The sequence below is a fragment of the Butyrivibrio proteoclasticus genome, from assembly GCF_900115735.1.
Taxonomy (GTDB): Bacteria; Bacillota; Clostridia; order Lachnospirales; family Lachnospiraceae; genus Butyrivibrio; species Butyrivibrio proteoclasticus_B.
On sequence record NZ_FOXO01000005.1, the window covers coordinates 131255 to 150636 of the forward strand.

General features: G+C 39.2%; 20 protein-coding genes. 15 read left to right on the plus strand and 5 right to left on the minus strand.

What is annotated here, in order from left to right; all coding sequences use genetic code 11:
• The first annotated feature begins 431 nt into the window (after window positions 1-431).
• From BM146_RS04770 to BM146_RS20480, 15 genes are all read left to right on the plus strand, one after another.
• Window positions 432-1520 (plus strand): MFS transporter, encoded by a 1089-nt coding sequence (locus BM146_RS04770; RefSeq protein ID WP_074885123.1) that lies wholly within the window; start codon window positions 432-434, stop codon window positions 1518-1520.
• A 141-nt stretch (window positions 1521-1661) separates the two neighbouring features.
• Complete coding sequence (locus BM146_RS04775; protein WP_074885126.1) at window positions 1662-2897, plus strand: endo-1,4-beta-xylanase; 1236 nt, start codon at window positions 1662-1664, stop codon at window positions 2895-2897.
• Window positions 2898-3180: 283 nt separating this feature from the next.
• Complete coding sequence (locus BM146_RS04780) at window positions 3181-4392, plus strand: DUF819 family protein (protein WP_074885128.1); 1212 nt, start codon at window positions 3181-3183, stop codon at window positions 4390-4392.
• A gap of 1 nt (window position 4393) precedes the next feature.
• The gene (locus BM146_RS04785; RefSeq protein ID WP_083413398.1) at window positions 4394-5035 is read left to right on the plus strand and encodes a M15 family metallopeptidase; all 642 of its coding nucleotides are present in this window, start codon (window positions 4394-4396) and stop codon (window positions 5033-5035) included.
• Window positions 5036-5113: 78 nt separating this feature from the next.
• Entirely contained in the window at window positions 5114-5506 is a 393-nt protein-coding gene (locus BM146_RS04790; RefSeq protein WP_074885131.1) for a flavodoxin family protein, read from the plus strand.
• Window positions 5507-6149: 643 nt separating this feature from the next.
• Window positions 6150-7157 carry a LacI family DNA-binding transcriptional regulator gene (locus tag BM146_RS04795; protein ID WP_074885135.1) on the plus strand — a complete coding sequence of 336 codons (1008 nt, stop codon included), beginning with the start codon at window positions 6150-6152 and terminating at the stop codon, window positions 7155-7157.
• A gap of 14 nt (window positions 7158-7171) precedes the next feature.
• Entirely contained in the window at window positions 7172-8908 is a 1737-nt protein-coding gene (locus tag BM146_RS04800) for a glycoside hydrolase family 13 protein (RefSeq protein WP_083413400.1), read from the plus strand.
• 13 nt (window positions 8909-8921) lie between these two features.
• Window positions 8922-10259, plus strand: coding sequence for an extracellular solute-binding protein (locus tag BM146_RS04805; protein ID WP_074885141.1), 1338 nt, complete (start codon window positions 8922-8924; stop codon window positions 10257-10259).
• A 21-nt stretch (window positions 10260-10280) separates the two neighbouring features.
• Window positions 10281-11165: a carbohydrate ABC transporter permease gene (locus BM146_RS04810; protein ID WP_074885144.1), complete on the plus strand. Its 885-nt coding sequence runs from the start codon at window positions 10281-10283 to the stop codon at window positions 11163-11165.
• 9 nt (window positions 11166-11174) lie between these two features.
• Window positions 11175-12014 (plus strand): carbohydrate ABC transporter permease, encoded by an 840-nt coding sequence (locus BM146_RS04815; RefSeq protein WP_074885147.1) that lies wholly within the window; start codon window positions 11175-11177, stop codon window positions 12012-12014.
• 189 nt (window positions 12015-12203) lie between these two features.
• Window positions 12204-12404 carry a hypothetical protein gene (locus BM146_RS04820; RefSeq protein ID WP_074885150.1) on the plus strand — a complete coding sequence of 67 codons (201 nt, stop codon included), beginning with the start codon at window positions 12204-12206 and terminating at the stop codon, window positions 12402-12404.
• Window positions 12405-12447: 43 nt separating this feature from the next.
• On the plus strand, window positions 12448-12939 hold the full coding sequence (locus BM146_RS04825) for a histidine-type phosphatase (RefSeq protein WP_330391736.1): 492 nt from the start codon (window positions 12448-12450) through the stop codon (window positions 12937-12939).
• 544 nt (window positions 12940-13483) lie between these two features.
• On the plus strand, window positions 13484-13690 hold the full coding sequence (locus BM146_RS04830; RefSeq protein ID WP_074885158.1) for a hypothetical protein: 207 nt from the start codon (window positions 13484-13486) through the stop codon (window positions 13688-13690).
• 252 nt (window positions 13691-13942) lie between these two features.
• Window positions 13943-14623 (plus strand): toll/interleukin-1 receptor domain-containing protein, encoded by a 681-nt coding sequence (locus BM146_RS04835; protein ID WP_083413401.1) that lies wholly within the window; start codon window positions 13943-13945, stop codon window positions 14621-14623.
• A 33-nt stretch (window positions 14624-14656) separates the two neighbouring features.
• Window positions 14657-14893 carry a zinc-ribbon domain-containing protein gene (locus BM146_RS20480; protein ID WP_074885289.1) on the plus strand — a complete coding sequence of 79 codons (237 nt, stop codon included), beginning with the start codon at window positions 14657-14659 and terminating at the stop codon, window positions 14891-14893.
• A gap of 84 nt (window positions 14894-14977) precedes the next feature.
• On the opposite strand, the gene BM146_RS04845 is transcribed toward BM146_RS20480, so the two are convergent.
• The 5 genes from BM146_RS04845 to BM146_RS04865 all read right to left on the minus strand — a co-directional run bounded on the left by BM146_RS04845 (window position 14978) and on the right by BM146_RS04865 (window position 19309).
• The gene (locus BM146_RS04845; RefSeq protein WP_074885164.1) at window positions 14978-16030 is read right to left on the minus strand and encodes a tyrosine-type recombinase/integrase; all 1053 of its coding nucleotides are present in this window, start codon (window positions 16028-16030) and stop codon (window positions 14978-14980) included.
• A gap of 335 nt (window positions 16031-16365) precedes the next feature.
• Window positions 16366-16713 (minus strand): type II toxin-antitoxin system HicB family antitoxin, encoded by a 348-nt coding sequence (locus BM146_RS04850; protein WP_074885167.1) that lies wholly within the window; start codon window positions 16711-16713, stop codon window positions 16366-16368.
• On the minus strand, window positions 16710-16970 hold the full coding sequence (locus BM146_RS04855) for a type II toxin-antitoxin system HicA family toxin (RefSeq protein ID WP_074885170.1): 261 nt from the start codon (window positions 16968-16970) through the stop codon (window positions 16710-16712). The genes BM146_RS04850 and BM146_RS04855 overlap by 4 nt, the downstream gene beginning before the upstream one ends.
• 141 nt (window positions 16971-17111) lie before the next feature.
• Window positions 17112-17837: a response regulator transcription factor gene (locus tag BM146_RS04860; RefSeq protein WP_074885173.1), complete on the minus strand. Its 726-nt coding sequence runs from the start codon at window positions 17835-17837 to the stop codon at window positions 17112-17114.
• Window positions 17838-17842: 5 nt separating this feature from the next.
• Entirely contained in the window at window positions 17843-19309 is a 1467-nt protein-coding gene (locus BM146_RS04865; RefSeq protein ID WP_074885176.1) for a sensor histidine kinase, read from the minus strand.
• Window positions 19310-19382: the final 73 nt, after the last annotated feature.

Here is a 19382-nt window from a genome sequence, read left to right on the forward strand (position 1 = left end):
GTAGGTGCTCAGAGTCATAATTCTAATAAATATATCAAAATGTGGTTTAGGCAACAAACTTAGTAAAAATAGTATATTATACTGACACAATCAAAACAAGGATTGAAGAGAGGCAAAAGAAGGTCAGAAAGATAATAAAGATTGATAAAGAAAAGTGCAAGTGCCTGCCGGGCTGCCCTATGGGAGCAATTTCCCTTGAAGCAAAGGACAATAGTATGTTAGACTGAATTAATAACTTATGAAGAAAGGGGCACATGAATGACCTGGAAAACAATAAACATTCATATGATGAAAGGTGATGTTTTAGCTGTTTACGGGGATAGTGCGCTCTTTTTTAGGTAAACAGCTGCGATTTTATCGTTGAAGTTATATTAAAGAGACATTATCTCCTTACTCTTTTAAAACACTAAAGATTAAGGAGATTTTTTATTATGGAAAAGAAAATTGCAAGAAATCAGATTAAAAAGATACTTAGTATAGATGCTGTTTCAGGATTTGCCATAGGAGGAGCAGCGTGGGTGGCTCTATTGGCTGCAAGGGGCTTTAGTACAGTAGAGATTGGGCTATTAGAGAGTATATTTCATATTACAAGCGTGACTTTTGAGATCCCATCAGGAGTTATCGCAGATGTGTTTGGGCGCCGCAAGACGATGATTGCCAGCAGAGTTATGGTGATAATATCATCTCTATTGATGATTATTTCCCGTAATTTCTTTACAGTTGCTATAGCTATTTCGGCAAGTGCTCTTAGCTATAACCTGGCATCAGGAACGAGAGAGGCACTTGCCTATGATACGCTCAAAGAGGCAGGGCTTGAAAAAGAGTATGACAGGTTTGCTTCAAATGATCTTATGATCTATCAGATATTCAGCTCAGTAGGAACATTGCTGGCGGGAGTGGCGCTGGTGCTTGGATATAGGAAAGCTAATGCAGTTGACGCAGTGATCGGGGCTATTACCGTGATAATCGCCTTTACACTTACAGAAGTGCACACTAAACTTCACGATGTCACCTCTGTTTCGGAGCGATTCAAAGAAACGATCCAGAGCAGCACGTCTTTTATAAAGGAGAGTAGAAAGGCCAGGCTTATTATTCTGTTTAATGGCTTGGTTGGTGCGGTTGATGTACTTGTATTGTTCTTTTTGCAGGCTAAACTTCCGGCTGTTGGACTAAATAAACTGTGGCTTGGACCAGCTCTTTTTGCTATGGGAATAGGCGCAGCTGCAGGAGCCAAGGCAACGGAGTATTTTAATGAAAAGAACTACCGCAGGATCGGCGTTTTGTGCGCGGTAGGAGTATCATTGTCTTTCGCATCAGTGTTTACGGGGAACTATTACCTGATGATATTGGGAGGCGTTATCGGTGCGTTTTCAGATAATTTCCTTCAGGTCAGGACCGATATTTTTCTGAACAGCATGATACCTTCAGAACAAAGAGCAACTCTTATGTCAGTCAATTCTTTTGCATTTTCGATAATTATGATCATATTATCACCAGTATTCGGGCTGTTGTTTTCATGATTTCCAGAAAGAAATAAGAACTGAGATATAGCAATATGCTACATACAGTTCACAAGGAATGGTTAGTTGAGGACCCTTTTGTAGTCTATACTTTTAGAAAAGCTTTACTAATACTACTTAAGGAGACGACAGAACACCATTATGAAAAAGAGATCAATACTGGCAATTGCTTTAACTGCGGCACTGTTAACAGGCTGCGCAGGGGCACAGAATACAGCAGTAGAACAATCTCAAAACGCTTCTGTAGAGAACTCAACATCTGAAAGCGTTTCGGAGATGACTGCTGAAGAAATCACAGAATCATCCGATGATGTACCGCTTAAAGATTTATGCGCTGACAATTTTATGTTGGGAGTTGGAATAAACGGAAGTACCTTGGAAAATCAGACGCTAAATCTTCCTGAGTACATGGAACTATCAAAGAAACATTTTAATAGCTGCACTATGACAAATTTGATGAAGAGTGGTTACATTCTTGATCAGTGGGGATCAATTGAAAACCTTGAAAAAGGTGATGAAAGCCCTGCTCTTTTCTTTGGCTCAATTGATCCGACACTTGAGTGGTGTAAGGAAAATGGAATAAAAATGCGAGGACATACCCTGGTTTGGCACACCCAGGCTCCTAATTGGTTCTTTAGAGAGGGTTATAAGGATGATGGGGAGTACGTGGACAAAGAAACAATGCTGGCGCGTATGGAGAGCTATATTAAGCAGCTTATGACTCATGTTCAGGAAAACTATCCGGGCGTCATCTATTGCTGGGATGTGGTGAACGAGGCTGTGGAGCCTGACAGCTATGATCCTGAGAGCTTTTTTATGTGCAGAACTAAGTGCGGGGAGGATCCAAATCCATGGTATGAGACCATTGGTCCTGATTATGTAGAGGCCGCATTCACATATGCAAGGAAGTATGCTGATAGCGATGTTAAGCTTTTTTATAATGATTACAACACTTATCAGCCGGTCAAGACTAAGGCTATTTATGATCTGTGCGCATCATTAAAGGAAAAAGGACTTATTGACGGAATAGGAATGCAGGGCTATTGGGGACTTGATTATCCTTCAGATCAGATGATCGAGACTGCAATTCGCAAATTTGCTGAGCTTGATCTGGAAATTCACGTAACTGAATTGTCCATAGGCGTTGATGAAGAAACCCCTGAGCAATTTGATAAACAGGGTAAAAGATATGGAGATATTTTCAAACTCTTAAAGTCACTTGATAGTGATAATGACGGGCCTGCAAAGATTACAAGTGTTACGTTATTTGGCCTTATTGACCATTATAGAGAAGGAGATACCACTAATACACGTATCTTCTATAGTGATTACAAACCGAAGCCTGCATTTTATGATATTCAAGAAGCATTAAAATAAAAAGAAAGAGGATTCCTGCAAAGAGGATTTGCTTATGCAGGAATCCTTTTATTATATCATAGGAAATTGCTTCCTATGATATAATAAATCGCTCCACTAAGGAAGCGCACTCGCGCGATTGGAAGATGTTGCATAAATGCAACCGCGCTCGGCGCGAGCATGTTGCAGGCAACATGCTTTCTTAATGGCCCTCTAACCCATCCCTGTGGGTCACATTTTTTTAAAAAATACCTTATGTAAGGTATAATGTGATTAATAGTAAAAAAAAGGGGGGAATATCGTCATGAACACTTTAATAGCTCCAGATAATAATTGGGCACTTTTATCAATACTTTTTTTGTCCAGTTTTCTAGCAATTTACCTTGAGCAAACGTACAAATGGGCTGCCAAACTTACAGGTGCCATAATAACTTTGGGGATAGCTGTACTATTAACGAATTTTAGGGTAATACCAACCAGTGCTCCTGTTTTTGACGATATTGTATGGGGGTATGCAGTACCTTTAGCGATTCCATTGCTTCTTTTAGATGCCAATGTCATGAAAATATGGCGAGAGACGGGGAAGCTTTTGTTGGTATTCCTTATTGGTGCGGCAGGGACATTTGTTGGCGCTCTTGTTGGAACAGCGCTTTTGTCAGATCTGGTGGAAGGACTTCCTGGAGTTGCGGCAATGATGACTGGATCCTATATTGGTGGAGGCGTGAATTTTACTGCTATCGCGGATGCTTTTCACGTCAGTGGAGGTCTTATTTCGGCGACTACCGTGGCAGATAACCTGAACATGGCGGTTTACCTGATGATTCTTCTTGGCATTGCTTCCAACTCTTTTTTTAAAAAGCATTACACCCATCCTCACATCGATAGAGTGGAAAATGCAGGAGTTGATAAGGCGGGTGAAACCCTTGCTGCAAGCTACTGGGAGCGTCACGATATCTCATTAAAAGACATAGCGGCTTCTATGGCATACGCTGCAGTAGTTGTCACTGTTTCAAAGCTTATTGCAGCTTTTTTTGCCGGAGTTATTCCGGATAACAATGGGCTATTAAAGATGCTGAATACTTTTTTCGGAAGTCAGTATGTTTGGATAACTAACGTTTCCATGGTGTTTGCTTCACTCTTCGAGGATAAGGCAAAAGAGATGCACGGTGCCAAGGAGGTCGGGACCTGGCTTATCTATTTGTTCTACTTTGTTATAGGTGTACCTGCTTCTATTATCATGATCATTCAGAATGCTCCGCTTCTTTTTGTTTTCTGCTTCATTTTGGTAGTATTTAACATGCTTTTCTGCTTTGTTTTTGGCAAGCTTTTGCGGATAGATCTGGAGGACATCATCCTGGCTTCAAACGCTAATATCGGTGGGCCTACCACTGCAGCGGGAATGGCAATTTCTCTTGGCTGGACAAGGCTTGTTGGTCCTTGTATGCTTGTTGGAACTTTCGGCTATGTGATAGGTACATGGCTTGGTATAATCATTGGTTCAATTCTGGGAGCATAATATGAAACAACAAAAGAATTGTATAGGCACTATGGATTCGTCGGGATTTGTGGAAATTGCAGATGTAGTTCCCGATGTGATATTGGAAATACGGTACTATTCAACCTTCAATTTTATAGGAGACAGAATAGACGGATACCTTAAGCCAACAGTTTTTTTGACAAAAGAAGCTGCTGCAGCCCTTAAGCGTGCAAGCGATGAATTTGTCAAACAAGGATATCGCCTTAAGATTTATGATGCATATAGACCACAGATGGCAGTGGATCATTTCGTAAGATGGGCAAAAGACATAGAAGACCAGCGGATGAAAAAGGTCTTTTATCCGAAAGTTTCAAAGGACAAGCTTTTCGACCTTGGCTTTATCGCAGAGCACTCCGGCCACAGCAGAGGGAGCACGGTTGATCTGACTCTATTTGATATGGCTCGTGGATGTGATGTGGATATGGGTGGACCCTTTGACTATTTTGGTAATATCAGCCATTTTGAGAACGCCGACCTTACAGACGAACAGCGTGCCAATCGATGCCTATTGCGTGATGTTATGACATACGCAGGCTTTATTCCCTACGAAAAAGAGTGGTGGCACTTTACTTTAGCGGATGAGCCCTATCCAGATACATATTTCGCCTTTCCGGTAGAATAGGAGAATCAAAACTTGAAATTATTGGAGTTATGGTGTATTATAAATTGCATACAATTGAATTGCGAATAGGAGGTAGTCATGAGCGTAGCAGTTAGATATTATTCCAGATCAGGAAAAACACAGAAGGTAGCAGAGTATATTGCAGAAGCAGCGGGAGTAGATGCCATTTCAGTAGATGCTGAAGGAGCAGGACTTTCAGAAAAAGCAGATGTTCTTTTCATAGGTGGAGCACTTTATGCTTACGGTATTGATGATAATCTCAAGCAGTTTTTAAAAACTCTTTCAAGCGATAAGGTTGGAAAAGCAGTTGTATTTTCAACATCATGGCTCTCAAAGCATGCTCTTGATCTCATTAAAAATGAGTTGACGGATAAGGGAATCCAGGTTGAGAGTGATACCCTGTATTTCAAGAGCAAGGCAGTTGACGGCTGCAGAGATGAAGTTGTTAGATTTACTCAGAAATATATCTGATGAATTTTCATAAATGGAATGGGCGAAGTTCTGCCTATATCAAAGAATTTGTGAATGGGGCAGTTTATTTTTGGATTGGTGTTCTGCCTATATCAAAGGTATAGGGAATATAGGCAGTTTATTTTATAGTATTTTTTCTGCCTATATTGTAAAAAAGCTTTAGAGAGGCAGAAGAATAGGGCTAAAAATCACTGCCTAAATATATAAAAAGTAAAATAGAGGCAGAGTTATGCCTTCAAAATACACTGCCTAAATTACAAGAATAAGAATAGTGGCAGAAAGGAGTCAATTTAGGTAGTACGTTCTATTGGATTTAAATTATGCTTTTGGCGAGATAAAAAGGGCGTTTTCACTGTCAGTTTCGATGAGAGTGGGGCGCTCATTTATTATGTAATCACGCAAAGTATACCTGTTTGTAATCTTTCATTTGAGAAGAAATAGTAAAAATGTAAGGCAGAATAAAGATTTGTAAAGGAATGGAGCTGCATGAGCTTTTTACTGGGGGATTATTGAGCAAGATGGGCAATTTCAAATAATATATTGACAACAAAATGCTATAGCAGTATATTGAATATAGGCAATGCAAACGTTTGCATTGCCAAACTTTGAAGCATGAATGCAAACGTTTGCACAGGAGAACAAAATGACAGCTACGATCAAAGATATAGCAAAAGCCGTTGGTGTAAATCCTTCCACGGTATCCAGAGTAATAAACGGTACTGCCAGCATTTCAGAAGAGACCAAAGAAAAGATTATGCAGGCAATGAAAGAGCTTGATTATCATCCAAACAGTTTGGCAAGAAGCCTTGTAAATGGAAATACTTTTACTATTGGCCTCGTTATAGATGCCGGGAATAAGGATGCCTTCTCCAATGCTTTCTTTATACAGAGCGTGATAGCCATTGAGTCTGTGGCTCAATCAAAAGGGTACAGTGTGCTGATAACAAATCATTCTCTTTCTGACAGCAATAACATCAAAAATCTTGTGCAGGAGAGAAAGGTTGACGGGATTATCCTTCCGGTCCAGTGCATGACAGGAGAGCTCATAGACCTCATGACTTCAAGTAATTTTCCTTTCGTAGTGATGGGCGAACCCCAGGACAAAAGAGCTGATATCTGCTGGGTAGATGTGGACAATGAACAGGGCAGCCGCCAGGCAGTGGAATGCCTTATAAAGTCAGGATACAAGAGCCCGATGCTCCTTGTAGAGAACAGGAAAACTATATTTGAGAACAAGCGTATCAAAGGATTTGAAGATGAGTGCAAAGCTCAGAAGATAAAGACTTGCAGCATCCATACCTTCAGCGAAGAGAAGATTGAGAAACTGATTGATGAGATACAGAAAAAAGAAAGAGAGACTGACAGTGTTATCTGTTCTAACAATGTCATCGCATTCAAGGTATTAAAGGCAATCAAGGCAAGAAAGATCTGCGTACCAAAGCAGATTGGGGTCATCACTTTTGATAATTATCCTCTAGCTGAGTATATGGAACCAGCGCTTAGCGTCGTAGACGTTGATACATACAAGATGGGTGAGACAGCCGCAGAGCTCTTATTTAGGTCCATCAGGGGTAAAGAAAAGAAGATAAAGGGCAGGCTTGTTGATGTAGCCATCATTGAAAGGGAATCGACCGAGCGTAAAACAAAATAGGGAAAGGAGACACGGTGAAAAAGGAAGCGGTTTTGCATCTTAATACCGAAGACTTTATTTACCCAGTAGCAAGGAACAGACTTATTGTTAAGCTTCGTACAGCCAAAGGCGACATGTCAGATTGCAGGATCATATACTTCTGCAGGACCAAACCTGATATGAGAAATGATCTTGAGCTTGAGAAGAAATACAGCGATGACCTGTTTGACTATTACGAAGGGAAGATAGAGTTTTCCAAGGTTGCAAGATATCAGAAGTATTACTTTAAACTAACAGACACAGATAACAAAGACGAGTATTACTCCGCTACAGGCTTTTCAAAGGAAGTTCCAGGGGATGGATATTTTGAATTCTTATATGCCAACCGAGGCGATGTGATCGCATATCCGGAATGGGCAAAGGGCATCATCTATTATCAGATTTTTCCTGAGAGGTATGCTAACGGAGATACTTCAAACGATCCGCCACAGACAATGCCCTGGGGGACAGAACCCTCAAGGGAAAACTACATGGGCGGAGACATAAAGGGCGTACAGGACAAAATTCCATACCTTAAGGACCTTGGCATAGAAGTGATCTACTTCAATCCGATATTTGAAGCGGACTTCAATCACAAGTATGCGACCAATGATTACTACAGGATAGACCCAATCTTTGGAACCAATGAAGAGTTTGGATTCATGGTAAAAGAGCTGCATAAGGCCGGCATAAGAGTAGTTCTTGACGGAGTGTTCAATCACACTGGGATACATTTTAAGCAGTTCGAGGATGTAATAGAGAAGGGGTCACAATCAAGGTTCTATGACTGGTTCCTTCCAAGTAAGGAAAAAGACATCTCAATTACCCATAAAGACTACGAGTGCGTTGGAGCTTACAAGTACATGCCAAAGCTTAATTCATCTAATCCCGAGGTAAGAGCGTTCATCCTTGATGTGATGGATTTCTGGATCCGGGAATATGACATTGATGGCTGGAGGCTTGATGTGGCCGACGAAGTGGACTCAGCTGTCTGGCAGACAGCAAGGACTCTTTTAAAAGAAAAGTATCCGAATCTCATACTGCTTGGAGAAACCTGGGGCTATGGTGGAACCCTCGTTTCAGGAAAACGTCTTGATAGTGTGATGAATTATATGTTTAGGGATGCGGTAAGAGATTATTTTGGTTTTGAGAAGATAACGGCCACAGAGTTTGACACTAAGATCAACAGGATGCTAGCTCTTTATAAGAGCGAAACAACTGATGTTCTGTACAATCTGTTGGACAGCCACGATACTGAAAGGTTCCTGTTTTACTGCGGTGGTGATGTTAAAAGATTTAAGCTTGCAGTGGCATTTCAGCTCTTATTTAAAGGATCTCCGGCTATCTACTATGGAGACGAAGTGGGGATCACGGGAGACAATGACCCTGATTGCAGAAAATGCATGGAGTGGGAAGAAGATAGGCAGAACAAAGAGATTCTTGACTGGTATAAGATGCTGATAAAGCTCAGAAAAGACTACGAATGTATAAGGATAGGCTCTTACAGGACCATAAGCTGTAGTGATGAAGATGATATTTTGGTATTTGAAAGAGCTGATGATAAGGAAAAGATAAGAGTAATCATCAGAAAAGGATCATCTGATAAAGAAGTAAGGGTAGAAGGCCTTGAAGGAGCTATTGACCTTATCTCAAATGAAATATTAACAACAGACCCTGATGGCAAAACAGCCATTACCCCTTGCTCAGTCAAGGTGATAAAAGTTAAGAATTAAGGAGGAAATGAAAATGAAAGAGAGAAAAAAATTGCTGGCAATCATACTAGCATCTGTAACAAGCCTGGCAGCTATAACGGGATGCGGACAATCACCAGCAACATCTGAATCTGACTCTAAGAGCCAGGAAACAGCAACTGAGGCGCCTGCTTCAACGAATGAGACTAAAGAAGAGGCATCTACTGAGGAAGTTACGATTAACTTCTGGCACCATTATAGCGCACAATCACCAGAAAATGAAACATTAACCACAGTTCTTATTCCTAAATTCGAGGAAGAGAACCCTGGTATAAAGGTAAATGCAGTATCACACGAGTGGGCAGATCTTCATGACAAGATTCTTATCAGCGCACAGTCTGACACTCTTCCTGATGTTGCACGTCTTGACAGCGCATGGATCCCAGAATTTCAAAAGATGGGCATACTTGTTCCTCTTAACAAGGAAATGAGTGATTATAACGATATCGCCGGCGGTCTTCTTGAGAGCGCGATGTCCACAGCAGAGATTGGCGGAGATAACTATGGCCTTGCACTCAACACAAACACCAAGATCCTTTACTACAATGTTGAGGCACTTTCAGAGGCAGGAATTGCTGTTCCTAAGACCATGGACGAATTCGCTGATGCCTGCAAGAAGCTTTCAGGAACAAATGCAAATGGTCAGCAGGTATGGGGCTATGATGAACCCGGTCTTTCAGGATGGAATCTTTGCCCATTTATCTGGAGCATGGGAGGAAGCCTTACAAATGAGGATCAGACCAAGGCAACTGGATATCTTAATAGCAAAGAGACAGTTGCAGCAATTGAGATGTTTGCAAATCTTTACAAAGAAAATGCCATTACCGGATGGAATAGTGGTGATATCCCTATGACAGACGGCTTTGGAACAGGAAGATATGTAATGCTCCTTGAAGGCCCATGGAAGGTTGCAGAGCTTGCAGGCGCATATCCTGACTTTAAGTACGAGACAGCTCCCGTGCCTGCAGGAGATGGCGGATCAATATCTGTTCTTGGCGGCGAAGATATTTCAATGTTTAATTCTGCCAACAAGGATGCTGCTTGGAAGTTCATGAAGTTCATGACAAGCGAGTATGCGCAGGTTGAGATGGCTAAGTGCGGTCAGATTCCTGTAAACAAGACTGCTCTTGAGACAGATACAGTTAAGGATGCAGACTTTGCTCCATACATCGAGCAGCTTCAGACAGCTAAGTCACGTCCTACAGTAGCATGCTGGTCAGAGTTTGATTCTGAGCTTGCAGCTGCAGTTACAGAGGTTGTAAACGGTGATAAGACTGCACAGGAAGCTATGGATGAGCTTGCTGCAAAGGTTGACACACTTCTCGCTGAATAATAGACATTTTGGAGTAAGAAAATGAAGTTTAATGCTAAGAGCAGACTGCAGATACTACTTTTGCTATTGCCGGGGCTTCTGGTATTTGGGATATTTACGGTGTATCCCATAATCAGGCTTTTCTGGATGAGTTTCTTCAAGTGGGATTTTGGCTCATTTCTGGATCAGGAATTTATTGCCCTTGAAAACTACAGAACAGTATTAGCTGATGAGAATTTTAGAATTGCTTTTACCAACACCATTGTATATACACTCATCACAGTTCCTGCACAGATGGCGATAGGCTTGTTAGTAGCAATGCTCATAAATTCCATAAACCATGTGAAGATCGGCTTCAGGGTAGCTTACTATCTGCCTGTTATCACATCCTGGGTTATCGCATCACTCGTGTTCAAGTATGTATTCAATACGGAAGGTCTCCTTAACTATTTTCTTGCAAACGTTATCCATGTCACCTCACAGAACGTGAGGTGGCTGGATTCCAGATGGGGTGGTATGACAGTGGCCATGCTCCTTGGCATATGGAAGGGCATAGGTTGGAACATGGTCGTGTTCCTTGCAGCTCTGCAGACTGTTCCACTAGAATTGTATGAAAGTGCATCTCTTGATGGTGCCGGATCATGGCAGAAGTTTATCCATATAACACTTCCGGGTATAAGGGGTACGATACTTTTCGCTCTTGTAATGCTGACTATCGGCGGATTTAATGTTTATACATCAACAAAGCTCATTACAGGCGGTAAGCCCGGTCATGATACGGAAGTAGTACTTACATGGATGTATTACAAAGCTTTCAGTAATGGAAAGTTCGGATATTCCGCTGCGTTATCGTTCATTATTGCAATAGTGCTGGCTGTCCTTGCGGTATTACAGTTCAGACTCATGCAGAATAAGGATGAGGGGTGAAAAGAGATTATGTCGAAACGAAGATTATCCCAGCTGGTGATATATATTCTTCTTATTGCCGGTCTGATTATCGTGATGATGCCAATGATATATATGGTGAGCACCTCTCTAAAGCCCAATGGAGCACTTTATGAGTATCCGCCCAGGTTTTTCCCTAAGCTGAAAGAGATAACTTTAGAGAATTACGCATATATACTTGGTCAAAAGAAATTCATAGGAAATTTCGGTAACAGCATATTGGTCTCTACTTTGACGGTCGTACTGTCTGCAATCGTTTCATCCGCACTTGCCTTTTGTATAGCCAGGTTTAAGTTCCCCGGAAGGAGCTTGTTGTTTGGATTTATCATCCTTACAATGATCATTCCTGGAACTACAATGATTGTTCCGCAGTACGAGCTGGCTGTAAAGCTAAAGACCATCAATAGTATATGGGGGCTGATTCCGTTCTATGTTGCATGGGTTATTCCATACTCAACCTTTATGATAAAAGGATTTGTTGAGAATATCCCAAAAGAGCTTGATGAAGCGACATACATGGATGGTGGAAGCATTCTTGTTGTGTTCTTTAATGTTTCTATACCACTCGCAAAGCCCGGAATAGCATCAGTATCGATTTTTAACTTCCTTACGGCCTGGGAAGAATTCCCCTGGGCTAATACGGTCATCAATGATGATCTAAAAAGAACGTTGCCTATTGCTATTTCAGGGTTCTTTGGTCAGCATCAGTTCACACAGTGGGGATATGTATTTGCATTATCAGTACTCAGCTTGATCCCGATACTTGCTGTGTTCATCTCCTGCCAGAGGTTCTTTGTTCAGGGACTTACAGCTGGAAGTGTTAAGGGATAAAGCTTCAGAAGGAACAAGTTAATATCGTAATATGCACACGAAGCAGTAGATCAGAAAGAATGGTCTGCTGCTTTTTTATGCAAACAAATTTCTGAGCTTGAGTTTTTATACTTATTTAAGATTATTGCATGACGTAATAATGTAAAATTAAAGAAGTATTTGTGCGATTGGTTAAAAAGAAGGATGTTTATGAATAAAAAAAGAAGAATCGTAATGCTTTCGATAATCTTGGTGTCTGCGTTTGTTTTATCATGCGCAGGCATAAGCGGATGTGGAAACAGCGGCAGTAAAGAAAAAGCGGAGAATGTATTAACAACTCTTTCAAGGGATGGCTATTCTCTAGAACAAGTGGTGGTTCTTAGCAGACACAAAAGAGTCAGATCCTGTTAAGGCAGCCTTTGGTCATAATATTACCGAAGCAGAATGGGAGGCAATCTCTGAGGTTAAGGATGTTTACGGTGATGTTCTCTTTTCAGCTCCATCTGTTTCAGTTAATGTGGCTCATCCACTTCTTGAAGAAATTGAAAAAGAGCTGACTACAGAGGGCAGGCAGTTCACATTTCTGTGCGGACATGACTCAAACCTGGCAAGCGTGCTCTCAGCTCTTGAAATCCAGGACTACAACCTTCCAGAAACACTGGAAAAGACACCAATTGGAGGGAAAATTGTAGTCAGTAAGTGGAAAGACAAGGCTGGTCAGGAATTTATAAGCCTTGATATAGTTTATCAAAAAACCGGGCAGCTTCAGGAGATGTCTCTTTTAAATGACGAGAATCCCCCCGGAATCTACAATCTGAAGCTTAAGGGATTAAACGCCGATCCAAATGGATTGTACAAGGCAGAGGATGTAATGGATCGTTTTGACAAGGCGATTGGAGCCTATGACAGCCTGATAGAAGAATACGAGGCAAAAGATGCGGCTTAAAAGTAAATAATTATTGATATAATTTTATATTTGTAGTTTTGTTAGAGCTTTTCTATATTTTACTTGAATATGTCTAAAATTTAATTTTAGATATATTCAATGAATAGATTTAATTTATTGTATGTATTTTATCTATTATTTTATTTTGATTTGCTAAATTGAACATCTTAATAAAGTCTAGAATTATTTCAAAAACATAATAATTATTAGTCATAAACAAAACAATTCCAATTTACAATAGAAAAACTGTGAAGAGCGTAATGGTTTCCGGTTTTGTCAAAATTTATGTTTATTGAATATTGTTCGTATGTAGCAAGAGCTGTATTGTCGCTCGTGTTCAGGCCTTTATACTGCGAAATAGTTGATTAAGATATTATCAAAAATAATTTTCATTTTTTTGACACGAATTTTTTTGGTTCGTATAAATAATCAGAGATCAAAACAAAAATATACATTACTTTTTTGATAAGCTTATACTTAAACAATATTCAAGTATATACTCTACGATACTGGGATGTGTATACTCGAGAAAGGAAGGTATAATATGGGTAAAGAAAAAAGAGGATTAACAAACAAGGAACTTGGATTTGTAGCAGGTGGAAAAGATGAATGTGATGTACATGAACTGAGTGGCGAGGGTGGTCTTTTGGTTCCTACGAACAATTCATTTCTTTCGAAGGAATGGACATGTCCAATATGTGGAGCGAAAATAAAACAATATCAATCTTCTCACATTTGTACAGGTATTTGATTTTCTGACTAACGCTCCGCCTAATAGTTCCGATACCGGATGGGTCTGGGACATTATGCCACAAGTCCGGTACTTGCCGGATGATATACAGAGAATATCCATGTCATATCCACCTTTTGAGAGAAAAACATCACATTTTTCCATCAAAAATCGGTTTGTATGAATTTTTCAAGGAACAGATATGCTTATGCGAAAGGGCTTTTGACCCTTATATCATTACATTAAAACTTTATAAAAAAGCAGCTGTGAAAGATAAGATTAACTCTTAGAGACAAGCTAGGAGAGGATTATGAACCATATATATACGCTGCGTTAAGGTCAGCAAAGGTAATGATAGTTGTCGCTACTTCTGCAGATCATTTCGAAGCACCATGGGTAAGGAATGAGTGGAGTAGATTCCTCGCGTTCATGTCAGAAGATGCCGACAAAAGAATAATACCCGTCTATAAAAATATAACTGCATATGAGTTGCCAGATGAATTATCTTCTTATCAGGCTCAAGACTTAAGCAAGATAGGTGCTTTACAGGATTTGGTTCTTGGAATAGAGAGTCTTCTTCGCAACAGAGATACTACAAAGAAGACAATGTCTGAACAGGATGTCCTAAGTATTGTAAAAGAAAAAGAAGAACGTGAGCGTCTAGCGGCAAGCGAAGCAAGAGCAAAGATGATTAGCAAGCTCATGAAAGGACTACTTGCACTTATAGCAGCTTTTCTCATTATTATTGGTATGGTAAAGTTACTTGGATATATCAATAAAGGGTATCTGGCGCCAAGAAAGGTTTATAATACTGCTGTTGCTGAAATGAATAACGGAAACTATGATAAAGCGATATCTGCTTTCAGTACAATCAATGGCTTCAAGGATAGTGATGAGCTTTACAAAAAATGCTTTCAGCTACAGCAAGAAATAATCGTTGCATACATACTTTGAAAAGTTTTATGGCCTCGGAGTGAGCGTGTAAAAATAAGCGATGTCAGATATCCAGAATTATTAAATGAGTGGGATTTTGCTAGTAATTACCTGCTATGTAGCCCTTCGGAAATACTATCCTCATATTCTAAAAATGTATGGTGGAATTGTGGACTATGTGGTAGAAAATACGAGTTATCACCTAAAGCAAAGATACTATATCAAAAACGCAAAATGTTATCTTGTAAATATTGTAAGGGTTATCGAAGGAAGAAAGTACATTATTTCTAGATAAACTGATTGGTTTTTAATCCATTATGAGAATGTATAATGGAATTATATCTATTTTTTAATCATTATTCAAAAAATTTTTTTTTACTTTTCAAACAAAGAATTCTCTCCATATAAATCTACATCAGCAGCCTGCCTTTTGTGTTCTTCATCGATAGCAGCATAATGAGCTGCAGTTGTGTTAATGTCTGAATGACCAAGAACATCTGCAACCATATAAATATCACCTGTTTTGTTATAAAGCGCGGTGCCAAAGGTTCTGCGGAGCTTGTGAGGTGAGAGAGTAGTATTAAGACCTGAGCTCTTCCCGTACTTTTCGACCATCCTTTGTATGCTGCGGACAGACATACGGTTATGCTTTAGCGAGATAAAAAGAGCGCTTTCACTGTCAGTTTCAACGAGAGTGGGGCGCTCATTTATTATGTAATCACGCAAAGTATTACGGATAGGCTCATTGATCATGAGTTTGGACTCATTTCCACCTTTTCTCACAATTTTCAAAGTGTTATCTTTAAAGTCCACGTCGTCAATATCAAGTCCGGCGCATTCTGACACACGCATTCCTGTATGCAAAAGAAGCGTAATAATAGCCAGATCGCGTTTTGCGGTGGCTTCAGCGTAGATTTTAGCGTGTTCGGTAGCTACTTGGGAATTCTCCACAGCATTCACCAGGGATTTTACGTCATGTTGATCGAGCCTGGTAATTGTTTTCTTTGTTATTCTCTTATTTTTGGCAGCTTTCAAAGTAATATCTTCATCAAGGAATCCCTGCCTTGTTTCATAAGCAAAATAATTTCGAATAGCGGCCATTTTCCTAGCTGTTGATCGCTCATTCAGCTGTCTTGCAGTGATCAGGTGCGTTTGGTAAGCATCAATATCGCGGCTGTTTAATTTTTCAATTATTTCATGAGGAATTGCATTCAGTTTAATTTTTGCAATTATTGGATTGCATACATGGAGATATTCGTAGAAATCAAGCAGATCTCTGGCATACCCAAGAGCTGTTCCAATCTGATAGCTTAAAACACAGTTATCTATGAATGAATGCGTATGAACCGGTAACTGATCTTTGATTTCTTTGATGTATTCTGATTTTGTCTTTGTTAATTGTTTGTAGTATGCGGAGTCTTTACCCATATTGTTCTCCAATGCGTAAATTAAGCCAAAACAGTTAGTTTTTGTTTATAGCTATCTACACGACATAAAACTAGAATTTAACGTCGTGTTACAAATATATTACCATGTATAGTTATCTTCTGCAATATATTTCCTGTAATGAACCACTAGCAAAAAATATTTACCCCCAGTCTGCCAACTCATAAAAAAAGAAGCCCGGAAAATTGGGCTCCTGTATCGTTACTTGTTGGCAATATTTATAAAAAAAGGGACACCTTTCAATCATAAAATCCTATCTTTAATTATCAGCATACAATTCTTTGATACGTCAAATACCTGATTATTATGCCTTTTGATTAACCTTCCAGGATATCTAGCTCATCATCAATTGCTCTGGATACAAACTGGTTTATAGTAATTCCTTCATTAGCGGCATATAATGCAATTTTCTTATGCTGTTCAGGCTTAATGCGAACATTGAAGGAGCCTTTAAACTCACGCTCAGGATCTTTACCAATCTTTTTGCAATAATCAAGGTAATTATCTATGCAGTCATGCATTGACTGGGTAAGCTCTTTTACTGATTCTCCATGAAAGTTTAGGGAATCATTGATTCCAAGAACGTGACCTATGAATATCTGATCTTCCTGGTCAAATTCTACTTTTGCATGATATCCATTGTATTCCATCAGTGAACCTATCATTCTATCTCACCTACTTCCTTAAGAAATGTTATGACCATCTTTATATGATACCTATATAGTTCATTACCTGGGTGTGGACCGTCAAATTGAAGGATGCGTTTGGTTTCAACATGATAATAGCCTATTCCTGATCCTCTTCCGCCCTCGAACTTCTCGCAGCCACATTGCTTCATAAGTGCGTCCAGTTCTCTGATTGTAAAACTTGTCGGTGCTGGCTTTGATAGAAGTTTTTCCAATAATTTTGATTTTTTTGGCACAGTAATTCCTCTTGTAACTATTTTCTAGTTACAATATACCATCACATCTCCTTCCCGTCAATTAAAAGCGTACATGAACAATGTTGCTTAGGCTTAATGCGAATCTTGTTGGAATGTACTTGACCCCGTCCCTACGAACCATTATAAATTCTTTCGATATGCGGAGGCACTTATGCCGGTAGCTTTCTTAAAAGTTTTCATGAAATAGAAATAGTCATTATAACCAACCTTACCTGCTATTTCTTCAATGCTGTAATTTGTTGTTCTTAGTAATTTTTCTGCACTTTCTATTCTTATTTCCAGAAGATGGTCACTATAAGACCTTCCTGTTTGCTTTTTAAAAAGATTACTTATGGCACTTACACTCATATGAAATCTGTCGGAGATGACTTGCTGAGTTATATCAGAATAGTTCTCCTTCATATAGCATAATATATCCTGAAATATTTTTGATTCAGAATTATATAAACTAGACTCTTCTGATTTTTCTTTGTTTAGACGTTTTGCATTTATATTTCTTAATACTTGTAGCAGTTCATCCTCATCAACAGGTTTTATCAAATAATCACTGCAGCCATAATGAATAGCTGTCTTGGCATATTCAAATTCAGAATAGCCGCTAAGGATTATTATGTCAGTGTCCATTTTATCTTTTCTTATACTTTTAATTAGTTCCATTCCATCGATTCCAGGCATTTTTATATCTGAAATAACAACATCTGGTTTTAGTTTTTTAATTCTATCAAGCGCCTTGACTCCATCCGTAGCCTCACCACATATAACAAAACCTTCTTCTGTCCAATTTACTATTTTTTTCATACTGATAAGAATCCATGGTTCATCATCAGCTAAAAAAACATTAAGCATAAATCTTAATCCTCCACATCAGGTGGTAAAAGCAAAGAAAAGCATGTGCCTTTTCCTTCTGCACTCGTAACACTGATTGTAGCTCTATCTCCATAAAAAAGCGTGATCCTTCTACATACATTTGCTATTCCGATTTTTGTTCCTGCCTCATGTATGCCTGTTTGTCTGTATCTTCCATTGTGTATTATGTTTTTAACAGCCTCTAGCTGCTCCTCATTCATTCCACTTCCATCATCTGTGATGGTGATGCATATACTATTGTTACTACAGTTTCTAGAAAAATCAGCAACAGCTGTTCCACCTTCAACTTTTGATTCCAAACCATGGATTACAGCATTTTCTAATATTGGCTGAATCAGCATCTTAGGAATAAGGATATCATTTATTTCCTCAGACACATTTACAATAATCTTAATTTTACCCATAAACCTATAATCTATTATACGAGCATATTCGCGTAGATTTTTAGCAACTTCAGCGATAGTTACCAGTTCATCTCCTTTTACGTTATATCTAAACAGTTTTGAAAGAGACCCTGTTAATTTAGCGATTTCCGGTTCTTCTTTATATAGCGCCATACCACGTATACTTTCGAGAGTATTGTACATAAAATGAGGATTGATCTGGCCTTTGTAAGCTATCATCTCCGTACGTTTTTTTTCATATTCCAATTCCAATACTTCTCTTTCGCCTTTTAGCGCCTGACGAAATACAACCACAAACATAAGTGCAACAACCGCAGCCACTATAAAATACGTGATCTGGTTAACAAATCGAATCTCAATAGGAAATACTTCGAAGGAACTTTCCGGTATTATATTGACCAGTTTCCAACCACTGTTTGGTAATGTATCAATATAAACCACATCGTCTCTAAAACCATCTATATTTCCCTTTATTGCATCTGCATATTCTTCTTTGTAAATCCCGGAAGAAACAATAAAATCTCCATTTTTGTCTACAACAGCAGAAAAACTATCCTGTCTAATGCTTAGAACATCTACAATTTCCTGTAGTTTATGAGTATTATATAGAAGTGCTACCGATCCTATAGAGTAAAACGAGCCTTTTGCCTTAGAAAATACCCTGTTCTCTACATGAAAATAGGTATCTTCATTACTTGCAAGGACATTAGAATAAGTATCCCCATTGATAAGAAAAGACTTATCTTCAACTTGAAAGAACTTTTCTCCCAGCATTCCTACCAATGTGCCACTTTCATCATAAAAAACAATAGCACAGACGCCGGAATCTGTTTTGGTCAAACTACCAAAAAGCTGAGAAACTCTATTTCTTTGAGCCATTCTCGTTGCGAGATCTTCAGCTTCAAGGTAGTCTGATACAGTATCATTGAGAGTAACTAATAGTAGTAAATCTTCAACTTCCTTCTCTGTCTTAATCGCAGCCTGTATTTCCTGTTCAAATAAAGAATAAGAATCATCTATCTCATTTTTTTCATAATAGTTCTGCATTATTCCCCTTATGCCGGCAAAAGAGACAACTAGCACAATGGAAAGCAAGATAAATAGTAGTATGTATTTGTTT